Source organism: Pseudomonas sp. R84 (assembly GCF_009834515.1).
GTDB lineage: Bacteria > Pseudomonadota > Gammaproteobacteria > Pseudomonadales > Pseudomonadaceae > Aquipseudomonas.
Genome location: NZ_CP019426.1, coordinates 818,824 through 835,839, shown reverse-complemented (window position 1 = coordinate 835,839; position 17,016 = coordinate 818,824). Strand labels below are relative to the sequence as shown.

Here is a 17,016-nt window from a genome sequence, read left to right as displayed (position 1 = left end):
CGAAGAGGGAGTGTCAGTTAACATTTTCGTTTAATGACACTCCACTTTCGCGAGCAGGCTCGCTCCCACAATTGGTTCTTTGTTTAGCCCGGAATTTGGCTTTCAGTCAGCTCTTCCAGGGTTTTCCCCCGCGTCTCCATCCCGAACAGCCACACCACCCCCGCCGCTATCGCGAAACACGCCGCCCCCAGCGCGAACACCCCGCCCTGCCCGGTAATCGGGAACACCAGCCCGGTCACCAACGGCCCGAGCAGCGAGCCGACCCGGCCAATTGCCGAGGCAAAGCCCGAGCCTGTCGCCCGTGCCGACGTCGGATACAGCTCCGGCGTGTAGGTGTAAAGCACCGCCCACATGCCGAACAGGAAAAACTGCATCAACAGCCCGGTGCTGATCAGCAGCGCCACGTTGCCGCCAAACACCGCACTCTGCCCGTACAGAAACGCCATCACCCCACCACCGAGCAAGGTGACGATGCACACCGGTTTGCGCCCCCAACGCTCGACCAACCACGCCGCCATGAGAAAGCCGGGAATCCCGCCAAGGGAAATCAGCACCGTGTAATACACCGACTGCGTCACGGCAAAACCCGACTGTTGCAGCAAGGCACTCAGCCACGACGTCAGCCCGTAAAAGCCAAGCAGCGCAAAAAACCACAGACTCCAGATCATCGTCGTGCGCTGGCGATACTGCGGCGACCAGATCTGCTTGAGTGCCGCAAAGAAGTTGCCCGGCGGCGTCACCGTGCGCGGCAAACGAATCGGTTCCGGCAGTGCCGCGCCGCCCAGCGATTTGCGCACCCGCGCCTCGATGCCGTTCAAAACCTTGTCCGCAGCGGCATCGCGCCCTGCCTGCTCCAGCCAGCGCGGTGACTCGGGAATGAAAAAGCGGATCGCCAGCACAAACACCGCCGGCACTGCCAACACCAGAAAGATGTCGCGCCAGCCAATCAAAGGCAGCAGAAAGTAAGACAGTACGCCGGCCGCCACGAAACCGAGCGGCCAGAAACCATCCATCAACGCGATGTAACGCCCGCGTCGTTGCGCCGGAATCAGCTCGGACAGCATCGATTGGGCGATGGGGAACTCCATGCCCATGCCAATTCCCAGCAAGATGCGGAACAGCGTCAGCGTCTCGACCGTTTGCGCCGTCGAGCACAGATAACTGGCCACGCCCCACAGCACGATGCTCCACTGAAACACCGGTTTACGCCCGAAGCGATCGGCGAGCATGCCAGACAGCGACGCCCCCAGCACCATGCCGAAAAAACTCGAACTGGCGAGCAATCCCGCTTGCGCACTGCTCAGGCCGAACTCGGCTTTGATCGAGCCGAGCAAGAACGTCATCATCGCCAGATCCATGGAGTCGAAGAAAAACGCCAGGGCAATGATGATGAAAATGATCCGGTGATAACCGCTGATTGGCAGTCGCTCCAAGCGCTCTGCCGCGCTGTAGCCGTGTGTATCCATGGCGCCTCCCCCTCCGAAATATCCCCGGATCGAGTGTGCGCGATAGCGCCCAGGCGTTGGTGCTGGATGCGACCTGTTCGCAGCCGTGAACGACGCCAGAAGTGCTGACGTCGAATGCGATTGCTCTAGAACGCCATTTCCAGCTCGGTTTCCTTGGCGAAGCGGTGCAATTCGCGCTGGCCGGTGGCCGTCAATTGCAAGGCTCTTGAGTCGTTGGGCAATGTCAGCCAACCGGACTGCATGAACAGCTGCAACAACGCTGCGCCGAGTGAGCCACCCATGTGCGGACGGCGCTCGCTCCAGTCCGGACAAGCGCACGCCACTTGTACGTTGCGATGAGCCAGCGCTTGAATGAACACACCGCGCCCAGCCAACAATTTCGCCCCTTTGTGGGTCACCACGACGCGTTGTTCAAGCTGTTCGATCCAACCGGCATCGAGCATCCGCTGATACAGATCCGCCGCCAGCGTACCGCCCAGATGGTCATCGCAAAAACGCGCGCGCAACAATGAGGACGGCGCGGTCTGCGGTTTGGCCATGGGGGTGGTGCGCTTGAATACCTCGGGAATCTCCCTTGGAGCACTGGCGATGGTAGCGCTGGCCAGCGCTTCTATCGCAGCGCCGACCTCCGGTGCCGAGAGACGGAAAAACCGTTTGCGACCACGGACTTCGACCTTCAACAGACCACCCGTGGAAAGCCGCGCCAAGTGCGCGCTGGCCGACGACGTCGACAGCCCTGCCAGTAGCGCAAGCTCCTCGGTTTGCCGGGCCGAGCCATCCATCAACGCCCACATCATCGCGCTGCGCTTGGGGTCGGCCAGCAACGTGGCGATCTGGCTGATGCAAGGTGCATGTTCCATGTGTTCACTCCCTGTTGAATCGTATCGTCTACTGCTCGGAGACATCTTGGCCGGTAATGAGTCATCGGCCAAGACGCGAAAATCGCCATGAACCGGGGCAAGGCAGGCCACTGACGCAGCCTGCTCCGGCACAGAACCCGCAGCAGTTGCGCGACCATCACTCGAATACTGGCGACGCGGTGCGAGGGTCTCCGGGCCGGGGTGTCGGTGCTGGCATGAGGCGGGCGCTAGTATAAGCGGGTTAGCTCCCGCGTCCCGCGCCGGGGCCTGCGCAGGTGGTGATTGTTCCTGACAGAAATTTCTCTATTTACCTGCGACTAATGATCAACTTTCGGAAAAGCGGGAAATTGACTACTCAAATCAGCGCATCGGCTGGCGAGCATTTCCCTCAGTAGGTTCACCGGCTTACTCAATTGAGCGCGATGGGCGCACAACAAATTCAGCGGTGCGCGCTCACACAGCAACTCCGGCAGCAGCACTTTGAGACGCCCGGCCAGCACATCGGCGCCCACGTCCAGCCACGACTTGTAGGCAATTCCGGCGCCAGCCACCGCCCACAGGCGCACAACGTCGGCGTCATCGCTGAAACGGTCGCCACTGACGGTCAGGCCGACTTCACGTTTACCGTCGTGAAAACTCCAATGGTCATGAACCCGGCTGCCGAGCATGTACAACAGGCAGTTGTGCTGAGCCAATTGCTCGAGCTGACGCGGTTCGCCGTGCCGGGCCAGATACGCCGGCGAGGCGCACAGCACACGACGATTGTTCGGGGCGATGGGCAATGCGACCAGGCTTGAGTCTTCCGGCTCGCCATAACGCAAGGCGACGTCCACCGGTTGCCGAAACAGATCGGCGATGCGGTCGCCAAGCAGCAAACGCACGGTCAGCTTCGGGTGCTCGCGCTGGAACTCATCGAGCCACGGCAGCAACAGGTTGCGGCCGAAGTCCGAAGGCGCCGACAACTGCAACACCCCGCTGACCTGATCCTGCCCGCTGGCCAGCAAGCGCCGGCCTTCATCGAGGTTGCTCAACGCCGCGCGGGCGTATTCGAGAAAGCCCTCACCCTCGGCCGTCAGACGCAAACTGCGGGTCGAACGCGCGAGCAACCGCGCGCCGAGTTGTTGTTCGATTCGCTTTAACGCCGCACTGGCCACGGCCGCAGACATGTCCATTACTCGCGCAGCCGCCGACAGACTGCCCAGATCCGCCGCCCGGACAAACAACTGCAAGTCATCGAAACGCAGCATGCTCAGCCTCGATTATCAAAAAAATATTGAAAGAGACTGCTCTTTTAGCCGGTTTTATCTCGCAGAGAAATAGCCAATCATCTCTCCATCACATTCATCCCGCTTCCCTGGAGCCGAGCATGTCCCAGCCATTCACCGCTATCGCCACCCTGGTTGCCAAACCGGGCCAACAGGATCTCCTCGAACAGGGTCTACGCGCCTTGGTTGAACCGAGCCGCGCCGAGGACGGTTGCAGCCAGTACGACTTGCACCGCGACCTCGCCGACCCGCAGGTGTTTTATGTGATCGAACACTGGGCCAGCGAAGCGATTCTCGAGGCGCACAACAACAGCGCGCACTTTCAGCATTTCCAGGCCAGCGCCGGCCACACCATCGAACACTTCCAGCTCAAGCGCCTCGGCGCGATTGCCTGATTCCTTCTGCTATTACCTGTACGGAGCCATTCATGAAAGCCATCGCCTATTACGCTTCCTTGCCGATCAGCGACGCCCAATCCCTGCAAGACATCGAACTGCCAGAACCGGTCGCCGGCCCGCGCGACGTGCTGGTGGAAGTCAAAGCCATCTCGGTCAACCCGGTCGACACCAAAGTTCGGCAGAACGTGGCGCCGGAAAACGGCGCGGCGAAAGTGCTGGGCTGGGACGTCGCCGGTGTGGTCAAGGCTGTTGGTAGCGAAGTGACATTGTTCAAGACCGGCGACAAGGTCTTTTACGCCGGCTCCATCGCCCGTGCCGGCGGTAACAGCGAACTGCACGTGGTGGATGAACGCATCGTCGGCCATATGCCGAAATCCCTCGGTTTTGCCGACGCTGCCGCACTGCCACTGACCGCGATCACCGCGTGGGAATTGTTGTTCGAACGCCTGCAGATCCGCGAAAGCAAAACCAACGAAGATCAGAGCCTGCTGATCGTCGGTGCCGCCGGCGGGGTTGGCTCGATCCTCACGCAATTGGCCAAACAACTGACAGGCCTGAAGGTGATCGGCACCGCTTCCCGCGAGCAGACCCGCGATTGGGTCAAAGAGCTGGGCGCCGATCTGGTCATTGATCACAGCCAGCCGCTGAGCGAAGAGCTCAAGCGCGCCGGGATCGACAGCGTGACTCACGTCGCCAGCCTGACCCAGACCGATCAGCACCTCGATCAATTGGTCGAAGCCTTGGCGCCGCAGGGCAAACTGGCATTGATCGATGATCCGAAGTCGCTGGACGTAAGCAAACTCAAGCGCAAAAGCCTGTCGCTGCACTGGGAGTTCATGTACACCCGCTCGCTGTTCGAAACGCCGGACATGATCGAGCAGCACAAACTGCTCAATCGCGTGGCGGAGCTGATTGATGCCGGAACCTTGAAGACTACGGTGGGCGAGCATTTCGGCACGATCAATGCGGCGAACCTGCGCCGCGCCCATGAGTTGCTGGAAAGTGGCAAAGCCAAGGGGAAAATTGTTTTAGAAGGTTTCTAAGATCAAAAGATCGCAGCCTTCGGCAGCTCCTACAGGGGCTGCCGGAGGTTTTTTGCCGTCAGTCCGATGCTTGACCGTTGTCACAATTGCGATCGTATTCAGGTCTACAATCGAAGCCTCTGCGATACATCTTTTACGCAAGGGAGGTCAGCAATGAAGATCCTGATAAAAGAAGTGGCAAAGTCTCAATGGCAGGTTCGTCTGGACCAACACGCCGTGACATTCCGCAGTGAAGCCGAAGCACTGGCCTTCACCCGCACCCTCGAAGCGCGACTTTGCGCGCCCCATCAGATTCCCGACCGCAGCCAGCAGCGCGCCGCCGGCTGAGGTTATTTATGCCTCGGCCTGAGCTTGCGCCAGTGCCCGGGCATTCTGCAGACGGCGGGTGAGCAGCGCCACGCACACCACCAGCAAACCGCACAGGCTGATGACTATTGCCATCGGCACGGCGGTGCCGTCGTGCAACACCCCCACTAGCGCCGAAGCACCAGCGGCGACACTGAATTGCATGCAGCCGAGCAGTGCCGAAGCACTGCCGGCCCGTGCGCCCTGACCGTTCATCGCGCAGGCAGCGGCATTCGGGCTGATGCAACCCAGGCTCGATACGCAGATGAACAGGGGAATCAGCAGCGGCCACAAGGATTCGGTGTGCATTGCGCTGACCGCGAGCAACGCTAGCCCGGCAGCGAAATACACCCACACTGCCCGCGACAACAGGAACGCCGGGCCGCGCTTGGCCAACATCCGCGCGTTGACCTGCGCCACCAGAATGAACCCCGCCGCGTTGGTGCCGAACAGCCAGCCGAAATGCTCGGCCGGCACGCCATACAGTTTGATGAAGATAAACGGCGAACCGGCGATGTAGGCAAACATCCCGGCGATGGCGATGCCGCCAGTCAGAGCATGGCCGAGGTAAACCCGGTCCTTGAGCAAGCGACCGTACTGACGCAGCGCGCCGGACAACGGCTGGCGAGGCATGTGCGCCGGCATACTTTCCGGCAGGCCCAGCGCCACGGCCAAACCGGCCAGCGCGCTGAACCCGGTCAGCACCAGGAAAATCGACTGCCAGCCGGTGGTGTTGACCAGCAGACCGCCGAGCATCGGCGCCAGAATCGGCGCCAGGCCCATCACCAGCATCAATTGCGAGAAGACTTTCGCCGAGCCCACCGCGTCGCACTTGTCGCTGACCACCGCCCGGGAAATCACCATCCCTGCACAGCCTCCAAGTGCCTGGACGAAACGCGCGCCGATCAACCATTCCAGATTTGGCGCATAAGCACAGGCCAGGGATGCCAGGGTGAACAGCGTGAGCCCGACCAGTAATGGAATGCGTCGGCCAAAGCGATCCGCCACCGGGCCATAAGCCAGTTGGCCAATCGACAACCCGGCGAAATACGCCGCCAGCGTCATCTGCACGTGTTTCTCATCGGTGCCGAACGCCAGCGCCATCGAGGGAAAGGCAGGTAAATAGAAGTCGATCGCCAAGGGCCCGAAGGCGGTCAAGGCACCGAGAATCAGAATGGTACGGAAGTTCATCAGGCATCCAGGTTGGCAAGTCGGCAGCCCGACAGTCTAGCCGCGCCCGGACGCCTTGAACATTCCGATAGCTCGCTAACTATAAAACTTCAGACGAGTTTCACTGCGTAGCCTTCTTCGCTGATCGCCTCGATGACCTGATCGCTGGTCAACGCACTCTCAACGCCTACCTCTTTCGCCGCCAGATCGACCCGCACACTGGCCGCCGGATCTTTGGCCTGAACTGCGCTGGTGATGGCTTTGACGCAGTGACCGCAGGACATGCCTTGAACGTTGAACACTTGCATGGAATGACTCCTTTGAGTGAGGTTGCCGGCAGTTTCGAGCTTGCCACGATGGCAAGGTCAAGTTCTTCAATAAACTGCCGGGCTGGCAATCGGCGCCGCGCTCGGCCAAGCTGCGTACATCAATGACTCGATTCAGGAGATTCAGCCATGCGCTGGTCAGCTTTCAGCCTGTTTGGCTTTCTCAGTCTCTTTGCCGCCGTTCCTACAGTGCAAGCCGCTGGTGAGGATTACGGCGTTCTGATCATCTCCCGCGAGCGCCTGGAAGTGGCAACCTCCTGCGAAATCGGTGTGTATATCCAGGATCAGCTGTCGGCGCGCCTGTTTCAGGAACAGAGCACGTCTTTCAACCTGCCACCGGGCACTGTATCGCTGCGTCTGAAACTACTGCCGGGGCAGGTACCGGGTTGCAATCCGGGCTTGCTCGCACCGGGTTCGCAGGAAATAAAACTGCAGGCGGGCGATGTGCAGAAGTACCGGATCGCGATGACACAGGAAGGCGTGTACCTGAAGCGCGCCGATCTCGGCTATTAAGCAAATACAAACCTGTGGGAGCGAGCCTGCTCGCGAATACGGTGTGTCATTCAGCGATGATGTTGACTGACCCACCGCTTTCGCCAGCAGGCTCGCTCCCACAGTTGGTTTTGCGGCGCGTCAAAGAATGGCGCTTGACCTTGCCCGCATGGCAAGGTTGATCCTTGTAGGTATCTACTACAGGGAGTACGACCGATGTCCGATTCCATCACTTTCGACCTGCCGATTGCCGGCATGACCTGCGCCAGTTGTGCCGGGCGTGTCGAGCGGGCCTTGAGCAAAGTCAGCGGCGCCAGTGCCGTCAGCGTCAATCTCGCCACCGAGCAGGCCCGTGTGCAAGCGCCGGGCGACAGTCTGCCGGCGTTGATGGACGCGGTCGAACGTGCCGGTTACAGCGTCCCGCAGCAGACTATCGAATTGAATATCGAAGGCATGACCTGCGCGTCCTGCGTCGGTCGCGTCGAACGCGCCCTGAGCAAAGTCCTCGGGGTGAAAAGTGTCAGCGTTAACCTGGCCAACGAACGTGCGCACCTCGAATTGCTCGGTCAGGTCGATTCGCAAACCCTGCTCGACGCCGTGAGCAAGGCCGGCTACTCGGCCAGCGTCTGGCAAGCCGAACACCCACAAACCGATAAACAACAACAGCGCCTGAAACATGAACGCTGGGCACTGATCTGCGCGATCGCCCTCGCCCTGCCGCTGGTGGCGCCGATGTTGCTGCAACCGTTCGGCATCCACTGGATGCTCCCGGCATGGGCGCAATTCGCCCTCGCCACGCCCGTGCAGTTCATTTTCGGTGCACGCTTCTACGTCGCCGCATGGAAAGCCGTTCGCGCTGGCGCCGGCAATATGGACTTGCTGGTCGCCCTCGGCACCAGCGCCGGTTACGGCCTGAGCCTTTACGAATGGGCCACCGCTGCCGGGCGCATGCCGCATCTGTATTTCGAAGCGTCGGCGGTGGTCATTGCCCTGGTACTGCTCGGCAAATACCTGGAGAGCCGCGCCAAACGCCAGACCGCCAGCGCCATCCGCGCGCTGGAAGCGTTGCGTCCGGAGCGGGCGATTCAAGTGATCGACGGCCGCGAGCAGGATGTCGCCATCAGCGCGTTGCGCCTCAACGATCTGGTGCTGGTCAAACCCGGCGAACGTTTCCCGGTCGATGGCGAAGTCATCGAGGGCCAGAGTCATGCCGACGAAGCACTGATCAGCGGCGAGAGTCTGCCGGTGCCGAAACAACCGGGGGACAAGGTCACCGGCGGCGCGATCAATGGCGAGGGTCGCTTGCTGGTGCGCACCCAGGCGCTCGGTGCGGAAACCGTTCTGGCACGGATTATTCGTCTGGTAGAAGACGCCCAAGCCGCCAAAGCGCCGATCCAGAAACTCGTGGATAACGTCAGTCAGGTATTCGTGCCCACCGTGCTGGTTTTAGCGTTGGCGACACTGATCGGCTGGTGGCTCTACGGCGCACCGATGGAGACCGCGTTGATCAACGCCGTCGCGGTGCTGGTCATCGCCTGCCCGTGTGCATTGGGCCTTGCCACGCCGACGGCGATCATGGCCGGCACCGGCGTAGCGGCGCGTCACGGCATTCTGATCAAGGACGCCGAAGCGCTGGAACGCGCCCATGAAGTTAGCAGCGTGGTCTTCGACAAGACCGGCACGCTGACCTCTGGCACACCGCGTATCGCCCATTTCAGTGCAGTGGATGGTGATGAAGACGCGCTGCTGAAACTGGCCGGCGCCCTGCAACGCGGCAGTGAACACCCACTGGCCAAAGCAGTGTTGGATGCGGCTGCTGAACGAGGTCTGAACGTGCCAGATGTCAGCGACAGCCAGTCGCTGACCGGTCGCGGCATTGCCGGCAATCTCGACGGCCGGCGTCTGGCGCTGGGCAATCGGCGCTTGCTGGACGAAAGCGGCTTGAGCGCTGGAGACCTTGCCGAATCCGCCAGCGCCTGGGAAACCGAAGGCCGCACGTTGTCGTGGTTGATCGAGCAAAGTCCTGAGCAAAAAGTACTCGGCTTGTTCGCCTTCGGTGACACCTTGAAACCCGGCGCACTTGAAGCCGTGCAACAACTTGCTGCCCGCAATATTCACAGCCATCTGCTGACTGGCGACAACCGTGGCAGCGCACGTGTGGTCGCCGAAGCGCTGGGCATCAGCAACGTCCACGCCGAAGTGCTGCCGGCGGACAAAGCCGCCACCGTCAGCGAGCTGAAGAAAACCGGCGTGGTCGCCATGGTCGGTGACGGCATCAACGACGCCCCGGCCCTCGCCGCTGCCGACATCGGTATCGCCATGGGCGGCGGCACCGACGTCGCCATGCACGCGGCGGGCATTACCCTGATGCGCGGCGATCCACGGCTGGTGCCGGCGGCACTGGAAATCAGCCGCAAGACTTATGCGAAGATCCGCCAGAACCTGTTCTGGGCCTTCGTCTACAACCTGATCGGCATTCCGCTGGCGGCGTTCGGCTTCCTTAATCCGGTGCTGGCCGGTGCGGCGATGGCGCTGTCGAGCGTCAGCGTGGTGAGCAATGCGCTACTGTTGAAAACCTGGAAACCCAAGGATCTGGAGGAGCACCGATGAACATCGGTCAAGCGGCCAAACACAGTGGCCTCAGCGCGAAAATGATCCGTTACTACGAGTCGATCGGCCTGCTCAAAGCCGCCCATCGCACCGACAGCGGTTATCGGGTCTACCGTGACGATGACCTGCACACGCTGGCATTCATCAAGCGCTCGCGGGATCTCGGCTTTTCCCTGGAAGAGGTCGGCAAACTGTTGACCCTCTGGCAGGATCGCCAACGCGCCAGCGCCGATGTGAAGGCGTTGGCGCGCCAGCACATAGACGAGTTGAATCAGAAGATCCGCGAACTCGGCGAGTTGCGCGACACTCTGCAAGACCTCGTCGAGCACTGTAACGGCGACCACCGCCCCGACTGCCCGATCCTCAAGGAACTGGCGTCGGGCTGCTGCGCACAACCCGCCCGCGCCTGAGTGCCAGGACTTTCACCGCGAGCAATGTGCCGAGGGGAATGCCGTGAAACAGCATGACCACGGCGCCCGGCGTCCACCACCCGTAGAACGGCGCGGCGATGAGCATACCGATGCCGAACCCGGTCATTTGCAGCAAGGTCAGCACGCTGAAAACTGGCAGGCGCAACTGCTCGGGTTCGCGCTGCAGCCGCGACATCAACCCGACTTCGGAAAAGCCGTCACCGAGGCCCGCCGGCAATGAAAACAGCAGCAGACCGTAGAGGCTGTGTTGCTGGAACATCAGGATGAAGCCGCAGGACATCAGCGCCACGCCGAAGAAAAACCGCCGTTCCAGATGGCTGTTGTCCGAGCCCTTGAGACGACTGGCGATTCGCGCGCCCAGCAGTTTGCCGCTGGCCCACACCGCGAGCATCAGCCCCAGTGTGGTGCTCGCAGAATCCGGTGTGAGCAGTTTGGAAATAATCGGAAAGCCGACGTTGTGCGCAGCGCTGCCCAACGTGTCGGCCATCGTCACCGCAAGCATCGCGGCAATCACCGGTGCCGAACGCAGGCCTTGCTTGAGTGCTGTCCATTCGCCCCGTTCGGGTTCATCGTTGACGGTCGTGGGTTCGAAACGCAGCGGCACGATCAATAACGCTGCCAGCAAATAGGTCAGTGCATTCAGTGCGAACACCGTTTCAAAGCCAAAACCCGCCACCAGCAAACCCGACACCAGACTGCCAGCGACCATCGCGCCGGATGAGGCCGAAGTGATCCAGGCGTTGGCCTTGAGCAATTGATCAGCAGGGATCAGACGCGGCAACTGGCTGTTGAGGCCGATGGCGAACATCGAGTTGCCCAGGCCCAGGCCGAAGGCAATCACCGGCAACAGCATGGCTTGCTGGCTGACGGGCACAATCAATAACAGACCCAGCACACTGGCGCGCAGCAGATCGAACGCGATCAGCGGTGCACGTCCACTGCAACGGCGGTAAAACGCGGTGCCGATCAGGCTGGCAAATATCCCCCCGCCCACGCGGCTGGCGAGGAAAATCCCGACGCTCATGGCGCTGTTGCTCAGCAGGTAGACGTAGGTGGCCAGCGCGACCATGTTGAGGAAGGCGCCGAAATCGGAGATCAGTCGGGCAGTGACGATCAGGCGGGTGTTGCGGGGGGTGGTCACATTCAGTCCTTGAGTGTGGTTGGGGCGGTGGACAGTAGACGTGAATTTGCGGGGATCCGAAAGAGGCCCCTCACCCTAACCCTCTCCCAGGGGGAGAGGGAACTGATTGGGGGATATTTGGGGGTACACCGATCTGAACGTTTTTCGTCGAATCCATAATCGACCCGGTGTTTCAGGTCGATGTATGACGCAAGAGACCTCGGTCGGCCCCCTCTCCCTCTGGGCGGTCCGACGTTTCGGGAGGGCTGGGGTGAGGGTGCATTTCGAAACCAAACAAAAAACCCGGCCGAAGCCGGGTTTCTCATCAAGCAATCACTGCATCCACGGTGGTGGCGGTGGTTCTTCGGACTTGCCTTTCGGCTCGTCGTCCGCCGCACGGATGGCCTGCTTGCGTTCCTCGTCGAGGCGCGCCGCTTCGATCTCGCGCAACACCCCGCCAACGTCGGCCAGGTCTTCCGGATCATCGAACTCACCGGTCAGCACACTGTTCGGGTGCAAAGTGCCGGCTTCGTACAACGCCCACATTTCCTTGGCGTACTTGGTCAGCTTCAATTCCGGCGCAAAGCGACCGAAGTACGAAGCCATGTTGCCGACATCCCGCTCCAGCATGCTGAACGCGTGGTTGTTACCGGCAGCGTCGACGGCCTGCGGCAGGTCAATGATGACCGGGCCGGTCGGCGTCAGCAGCACGTTGAACTCCGAGAGGTCACCGTGCACCAGACCGGTACACAACATCAGCACGATCTGCGAAATCAGGAACGCGTGATACTCGCGCGCCTGATCCGGCTCCAGCACCACGTCGTTCAGACGCGGCGCGGCGTCGCCGAATTCGTCGGCCACCAGCTCCATCAACAGCACGCCGTCGAGGAAGTCATACGGCTTGGGTACCCGCACGCCGGCGCCGGCCAGACGGAACAGCGCCGCCACTTCGGCGTTCTGCCAAGCATCTTCGGTCTCTTTGCGACCGAACTTGGAGCCTTTTGCCATTGCGCGAGCCTGTCGGCTGTTGCGCACCTTGCGGCCTTCCTGATACTCGGCCGCCTGGCGGAAACTGCGTTTGTTCGCCTCCTTGTAGACCTTTGCGCAACGTAACTGATTGCCGCAGCGCACCACATAAACAGCTGCTTCTTTACCACTCATCAGTGGGCGCAGCACTTCGTCGACCAGACCGTCCTCGATCAGGGGTTCAATGCGTTTTGGAGTCTTCATCAGCTTTTATTGTGGGTCCTTTATTACCAAACACGCGAATGTCACTCGTTATACGGCAATCCTCGCATCACGGGGAGGGGTTGCCGACCTGTGAACCTGTGAATGCACACACTGTGCCGAAAAATCGACCGCTGCGAATCATAGCCGAGCCTTGCCTGTTTGTTGGTATCGGCCGTTGAGGGCATTTGCGACAGAATCTGACATCTGCGGTTTTAGCCCTTTTACCCTCACCCCAGCCCTCTCCCGGAGGGAGAGGGAGCCGACCGAGGTGTCTGACGTTATACATCGACCTGAAATACCGCGTCGATTATGGATTGGGCTAACCATCTGAGTTAAACACCGTCGATTATGGATTCGGTAAAGCTCGATCACCTCAAACATCCCCCAATCAGTCCCCTCTCCCTCTGGGAGAGGGTTAGGGTGAGGGGCTCTTCTAGCGTTAGCGTTCGATGATAGCGGTGACGCCTTGCCCGCCCGCCGCGCAAATCGAGATCAGACCCCGGCCCTTGCCCGCCGCGTCCAGCAACTTCGCCAGGTTCGCCACGATACGCCCGCCAGTCGCAGCAAACGGATGCCCGGCCGCCAGCGAACTGCCCTTCACATTGAGTCGGCTGCGATCGATCGAGCCCAGCGGCGCGTCGAGTCCCAGGCGGGTTTTACAGTATTCGGGATCTTCCCAAGCCTTCAGTGTGCACAGCACCTGCGCCGCAAACGCTTCGTGAATTTCGTAGTAGTCGAAGTCCTGCAAGGTCAGGCCGTTGCGTGCGAGCAATCGCGGCACGGCGTACACCGGCGCCATCAGCAGCCCTTCCGCACCGTTGACGAAATCCACCGCCGCCGCTTCGCCATCGCGCAAATACGCGAGGATCGGCAAGCCGCGCTCCTTGGCCCACTCTTCACTGCCGAGCAGCACCACAGACGCGCCATCGGTCAGCGGGGTGGAGTTGCCCGCCGTCAGCGTACCTTTGGCGCTTTTTTCAAACGCCGGTTTCAGCGTCGCGAGTTTTTCCAGGGTCAGGTCCGGACGCAAATTGTTGTCGCGGGTCAGACCAAGGAACGGCGTCATCAAGTCGTTGTGCCAGCCTTCGCTGTAAGACGCAGCCAGTTTTTGGTGGCTTTCGAGGGTCAGTTGATCCTGCTCTTCACGCGGGATCTGCCAGGTCTGCGCCATCAATTCACAGTGCTGGCCCATCGAAAGCCCAGTGCGTGGTTCACCGATGCGTGGAAAATCCGGAATCAGATGTTTGGGCCGCAGTTGCAGAAAGGTTTTCAGCTTGTCGCCGGTGGTCTTGGCGCGGTTGGCTTGCAGGAGAATTTTGCGCAGGCCTTCGCTGACACTGATCGGCGCGTCCGAGGTGGTGTCGACGCCGCCAGCAATGCCGCTCTCGATCTGACCGAGGGCGATTTTGTTCGCCACCAGGATCGCCGCTTCCAGGCCGGTGCCGCAGGCTTGCTGAATGTCGTAGGCGGGAGTCGCCGGTGACAGACGCGAGCCGAGCACGCATTCACGGGTCAGGCTCATATCTCGTGACAATTTCAGCACCGCGCCCGCCACCACTTCGCCGATGCGCTGGCCGTGCAGGTTGTAGCGTTCGATCAGGCCTTCGAGGGCGGCGGTGAGCATTGCCTGATTGCTGGCCGTGGCGTACGGCCCGTTGGAGCGGGCGAAGGGGATACGGTTACCACCAATGATCGCGACGCGGCGCAGCTGACTCATGAATAACTCCTTGTCCAAAGGTCTGAATTCACGCCAATCCCTTGTAGGAGTGAGCCTGCTCGCGATAGCGGTGGGTCAGATAAACATTTCTTGACTGATACACCGCTATCGCGAGCAGGCTCACTCCTACAGGGGGTCAGCTGTGTTTATGAATGTGCGTTCGGCAACACAAACGCCGGGGGCAAACTACTCTGCTGTTCAAGCGTAGGCCTTATTGCGTTAATCGAACGATTGATTGCCATCGACAGTCCACACTTTGAACCCCAACTTCTGGAGAGCGTTCCATGTCTGACCGCTATATCGACTTCGCCAACTCGTCCATCGGCCATCGTCTGGTCGGGGCGCTGGGCCTGCCGTCGCCGGTGCGACTGGAACGCTGGCAGGCCGGGCGCCTGCGGCCGGTGGAAGGTGCGCTGCTGATCGGCGGCGGCCCGCTGGCCGAACGCGTCGGCGCTTTCGCCAACCGTTTGACCGAGAGTATTTACCGCTACGGCGAGCAACCGACGACCGCGACTGAATGGATTCCCGGCCACGGCCCGAAACTCAAAGCCGTGGTGTTCGACGCCAGCGAATTGCTGCACACCGACCAGCTCAAACAGCTGCGCGAATTCTTCCAGCCGCTGATGAAAAACCTCGACCACAGCGCCCATCTGGTGATTCTCGGTCGCGCGCCGGAAACCCTAAGTGATCCGTTTGCCGCCAGCGCACAGCGCGCGCTGGAAGGGTTTTCACGTTCGCTGGCCAAAGAACTGCGCAGCGGCGGCACGCTGCAACTGATCTATGTCGGCGAAGGCGCGGAAGATCAGCTGGAAGGCCCGCTGCGGTTTTTCCTCTCGCCGAAAAGTGCGTTTGTGTCCGGACAGGTGATTCGCCTGACCGCTTGTGCGACGCCAGTGACTGACTGGACGCGCCCGCTGGCCGGGCGCAAGGCATTGGTCACCGGCGCGGCGCGCGGCATCGGTGCGTCCATCGCTGAAACCCTGGCGCGCGATGGCGCCGACGTGATCCTGCTCGATGTCCCGCCGGCCAAGACCGATCTGGAAGCCCTCGCCGCCCGCCTCGGTGGCCGAGCGATCACCCTGGATATCTGCGCTACCGACGCCGCCACACAGTTGATTGAACAACTGCCTGATGGCCTCGATATTCTGGTGCACAACGCCGGCATCACCCGTGACAAAACCCTGGCCAACATGACCCCGGAATTCTGGGACGCGGTGCTGGCCGTCAACCTCAACGCGCCGCAAGTGCTGACCAAAGCGCTGCTCGACAGCGGCACGCTGCACGACAACGCGCGGGTGATTTTGCTGGCCTCGATCAGCGGCATTGCCGGTAACCGTGGGCAAACCAACTACGCCGCGAGCAAGGCCGGGCTGATCGGTCTGGCGCAAGCCTGGGCGCCGACGCTGCTGGAACGTGGTATCAGCATCAACGCCGTCGCCCCTGGTTTTATCGAAACGCAGATGACCGCACACATTCCGTTCGGCCTGCGTGAGGCCGGGCGGCGCATGAGTTCGCTCGGTCAGGGCGGCCTGCCGCAAGACGTCGCCGAAGCGGTCGCGTGGCTGGCGCAGCCGGGCACCGGCGCGTTTACCGGGCAAGCGCTGCGGGTCTGTGGACAAAGTGTTCTGGGGGCTTAGGCATGAGCATCGAATGGCATACGCTGGATCGCGAGCCGAGTCTGCCCGGGCTGTATGCACGGGCGGCGACGCGACGGAAAATCACCGGTACCCGGTTGCCCGACAGTGGTTTGCGCTGTTGGGTCGATGTCGATGGCAAACGCTTGGCGGCCTATCGCAAGGTCTGCGGATTCACCGATGACGGTCTGTTGCCGCCGACGTATCCGCATGTCCTCGCCTTTGCCTTGCAGATGCAATTGCTCACCGCCAGGGAGTTTCCGTTTCCTCTGTTGGGGTTGATTCATCTGAGCAACCGCATTCGCGTGTTGCGACCGATGGGCGGAATCGGTCGGGCGCAAGTGAGCGTGCGCGTGACAAATCTGCAAGCGCATCCCAAAGGTGCAACGTTCGATCTGCTGACCACGCTGGATGACCAGCTCGGGCCGTTGTGGGAAGCCGAAAGCCAGATGCTCTGTCGGGGGGTGAAGCTTGAGGGCGAGGCTGTCGAGCAGACCTGGGAGCCCTCGCAATCATTGGTGGAGGTGGCGCGCTGGAAAGCCCCGGCCGATATCGGTCGGCAATACGCCAAAGTCTCCGGAGACTACAACCCGATTCACCTGAGTGCAGCCAGCGCCAAGCTGTTCGGTTTTCCAACAGCCATCGCCCATGGTTTGTGGAACAAGGCGCGAACGCTCGCGGCGCTGGGCGATCATTTGCCCAAGGCCAACCTCGAGATCGCCGTGCACTTTCGTAAACCGGTGCGCCTGCCCAGTGAAGTGACCTTGCTGGCGAGTGCGGCGGGGTCCAGTGGTGAGTTGCGGCTGATCGGTGCACAAGACCTCGAACACATGGTCGGGCAGTGGCAACCCATTGCCTGAGCTCGCGGGACACCGTTAATTGTGTGTATATAACTTAAGTTTCCGCCGT

General features: G+C 61.1%; 16 protein-coding genes and 1 pseudogene. 8 read left to right on the top strand and 9 right to left on the bottom strand.

Annotated features, from left to right (window positions below; translation table 11 throughout):
• Positions 1–83: 83 nt before the first annotated feature.
• From PspR84_RS03640 to PspR84_RS03630, 3 genes are all read right to left on the bottom strand, one after another.
• Entirely contained in the window at positions 84–1,466 is a 1,383-nt protein-coding gene (locus tag PspR84_RS03640) for an MFS transporter (protein ID WP_160055556.1), read from the bottom strand.
• Between the two features lie 125 nt (positions 1,467–1,591).
• Positions 1,592–2,326: a helix-turn-helix transcriptional regulator gene (locus PspR84_RS03635; protein WP_160055554.1), complete on the bottom strand. Its 735-nt coding sequence runs from the start codon at positions 2,324–2,326 to the stop codon at positions 1,592–1,594.
• A 317-nt stretch (positions 2,327–2,643) separates the two neighbouring features.
• The gene (locus tag PspR84_RS03630; protein WP_160055552.1) at positions 2,644–3,573 is read right to left on the bottom strand and encodes a LysR family transcriptional regulator; all 930 of its coding nucleotides are present in this window, start codon (positions 3,571–3,573) and stop codon (positions 2,644–2,646) included.
• A gap of 119 nt (positions 3,574–3,692) precedes the next feature.
• Between PspR84_RS03630 and PspR84_RS03625 the strand changes: the two genes are divergently transcribed.
• From PspR84_RS03625 to PspR84_RS29440, 3 genes are all read left to right on the top strand, one after another.
• Positions 3,693–3,986, top strand: coding sequence for a putative quinol monooxygenase (locus PspR84_RS03625; RefSeq protein WP_160055550.1), 294 nt, complete (start codon positions 3,693–3,695; stop codon positions 3,984–3,986).
• 32 nt (positions 3,987–4,018) lie between these two features.
• On the top strand, positions 4,019–5,032 hold the full coding sequence (locus PspR84_RS03620) for a zinc-binding alcohol dehydrogenase family protein (protein ID WP_160055548.1): 1,014 nt from the start codon (positions 4,019–4,021) through the stop codon (positions 5,030–5,032).
• Positions 5,033–5,185: 153 nt separating this feature from the next.
• Positions 5,186–5,359, top strand: coding sequence for a hypothetical protein (locus tag PspR84_RS29440; protein WP_007914687.1), 174 nt, complete (start codon positions 5,186–5,188; stop codon positions 5,357–5,359).
• A gap of 6 nt (positions 5,360–5,365) precedes the next feature.
• Here PspR84_RS29440 and PspR84_RS03615 read toward each other — a convergent pair whose 3' ends face one another.
• Together PspR84_RS03615 and PspR84_RS03610 are read right to left on the bottom strand one after the other, a co-directional pair.
• Positions 5,366–6,568 carry a multidrug effflux MFS transporter gene (locus PspR84_RS03615; RefSeq protein WP_007914685.1) on the bottom strand — a complete coding sequence of 401 codons (1,203 nt, stop codon included), beginning with the start codon at positions 6,566–6,568 and terminating at the stop codon, positions 5,366–5,368.
• A gap of 89 nt (positions 6,569–6,657) precedes the next feature.
• Positions 6,658–6,855 (bottom strand): cation transporter, encoded by a 198-nt coding sequence (locus PspR84_RS03610; protein WP_160055546.1) that lies wholly within the window; start codon positions 6,853–6,855, stop codon positions 6,658–6,660.
• Between the two features lie 147 nt (positions 6,856–7,002).
• Here PspR84_RS03610 and PspR84_RS03605 point away from each other — a divergent pair, with 147 nt between their 5' ends.
• Positions 7,003–7,386 (top strand): hypothetical protein, encoded by a 384-nt coding sequence (locus tag PspR84_RS03605; RefSeq protein ID WP_160055544.1) that lies wholly within the window; start codon positions 7,003–7,005, stop codon positions 7,384–7,386.
• A gap of 9 nt (positions 7,387–7,395) precedes the next feature.
• Here the strand turns inward: PspR84_RS03605 and PspR84_RS29555 are convergent.
• Positions 7,396–7,488, bottom strand: a pseudogene (locus PspR84_RS29555) (metal ABC transporter ATP-binding protein); the annotation flags it as partial.
• A 93-nt stretch (positions 7,489–7,581) separates the two neighbouring features.
• On the opposite strand from PspR84_RS29555, the gene cueA reads away from it, so the two are divergent.
• Positions 7,582–9,975, top strand: a complete 2,394-nt coding sequence (gene cueA / locus PspR84_RS03600; protein WP_160055542.1) for a copper resistance metal-translocating P1-type ATPase CueA — start codon at positions 7,582–7,584, stop codon at positions 9,973–9,975.
• The gene (cueR, locus tag PspR84_RS03595; protein WP_160055540.1) at positions 9,972–10,385 is read left to right on the top strand and encodes a Cu(I)-responsive transcriptional regulator; all 414 of its coding nucleotides are present in this window, start codon (positions 9,972–9,974) and stop codon (positions 10,383–10,385) included. The genes cueA and cueR overlap by 4 nt, the downstream gene beginning before the upstream one ends.
• Here cueR and PspR84_RS03590 read toward each other — a convergent pair.
• The 3 genes from PspR84_RS03590 to PspR84_RS03580 form a co-directional block, all read right to left on the bottom strand.
• On the bottom strand, positions 10,339–11,547 hold the full coding sequence (locus PspR84_RS03590) for an MFS transporter (RefSeq protein WP_160055538.1): 1,209 nt from the start codon (positions 11,545–11,547) through the stop codon (positions 10,339–10,341). The two genes, cueR and PspR84_RS03590, sit on opposite strands and share 47 nt — an antisense overlap.
• 312 nt (positions 11,548–11,859) lie before the next feature.
• Positions 11,860–12,756 (bottom strand): PA4780 family RIO1-like protein kinase, encoded by an 897-nt coding sequence (locus tag PspR84_RS03585; RefSeq protein ID WP_160055536.1) that lies wholly within the window; start codon positions 12,754–12,756, stop codon positions 11,860–11,862.
• A gap of 439 nt (positions 12,757–13,195) precedes the next feature.
• On the bottom strand, positions 13,196–14,473 hold the full coding sequence (locus PspR84_RS03580) for an acetyl-CoA C-acetyltransferase (protein WP_160055534.1): 1,278 nt from the start codon (positions 14,471–14,473) through the stop codon (positions 13,196–13,198).
• A 284-nt stretch (positions 14,474–14,757) separates the two neighbouring features.
• Between PspR84_RS03580 and PspR84_RS03575 the strand changes: the two genes are divergently transcribed.
• Together PspR84_RS03575 and PspR84_RS03570 are read left to right on the top strand one after the other, a co-directional pair.
• Complete coding sequence (locus PspR84_RS03575) at positions 14,758–16,110, top strand: 3-oxoacyl-ACP reductase (protein ID WP_160055532.1); 1,353 nt, start codon at positions 14,758–14,760, stop codon at positions 16,108–16,110.
• 2 nt (positions 16,111–16,112) lie between these two features.
• Complete coding sequence (locus PspR84_RS03570; protein ID WP_160055530.1) at positions 16,113–16,967, top strand: MaoC/PaaZ C-terminal domain-containing protein; 855 nt, start codon at positions 16,113–16,115, stop codon at positions 16,965–16,967.
• Positions 16,968–17,016: the final 49 nt, after the last annotated feature.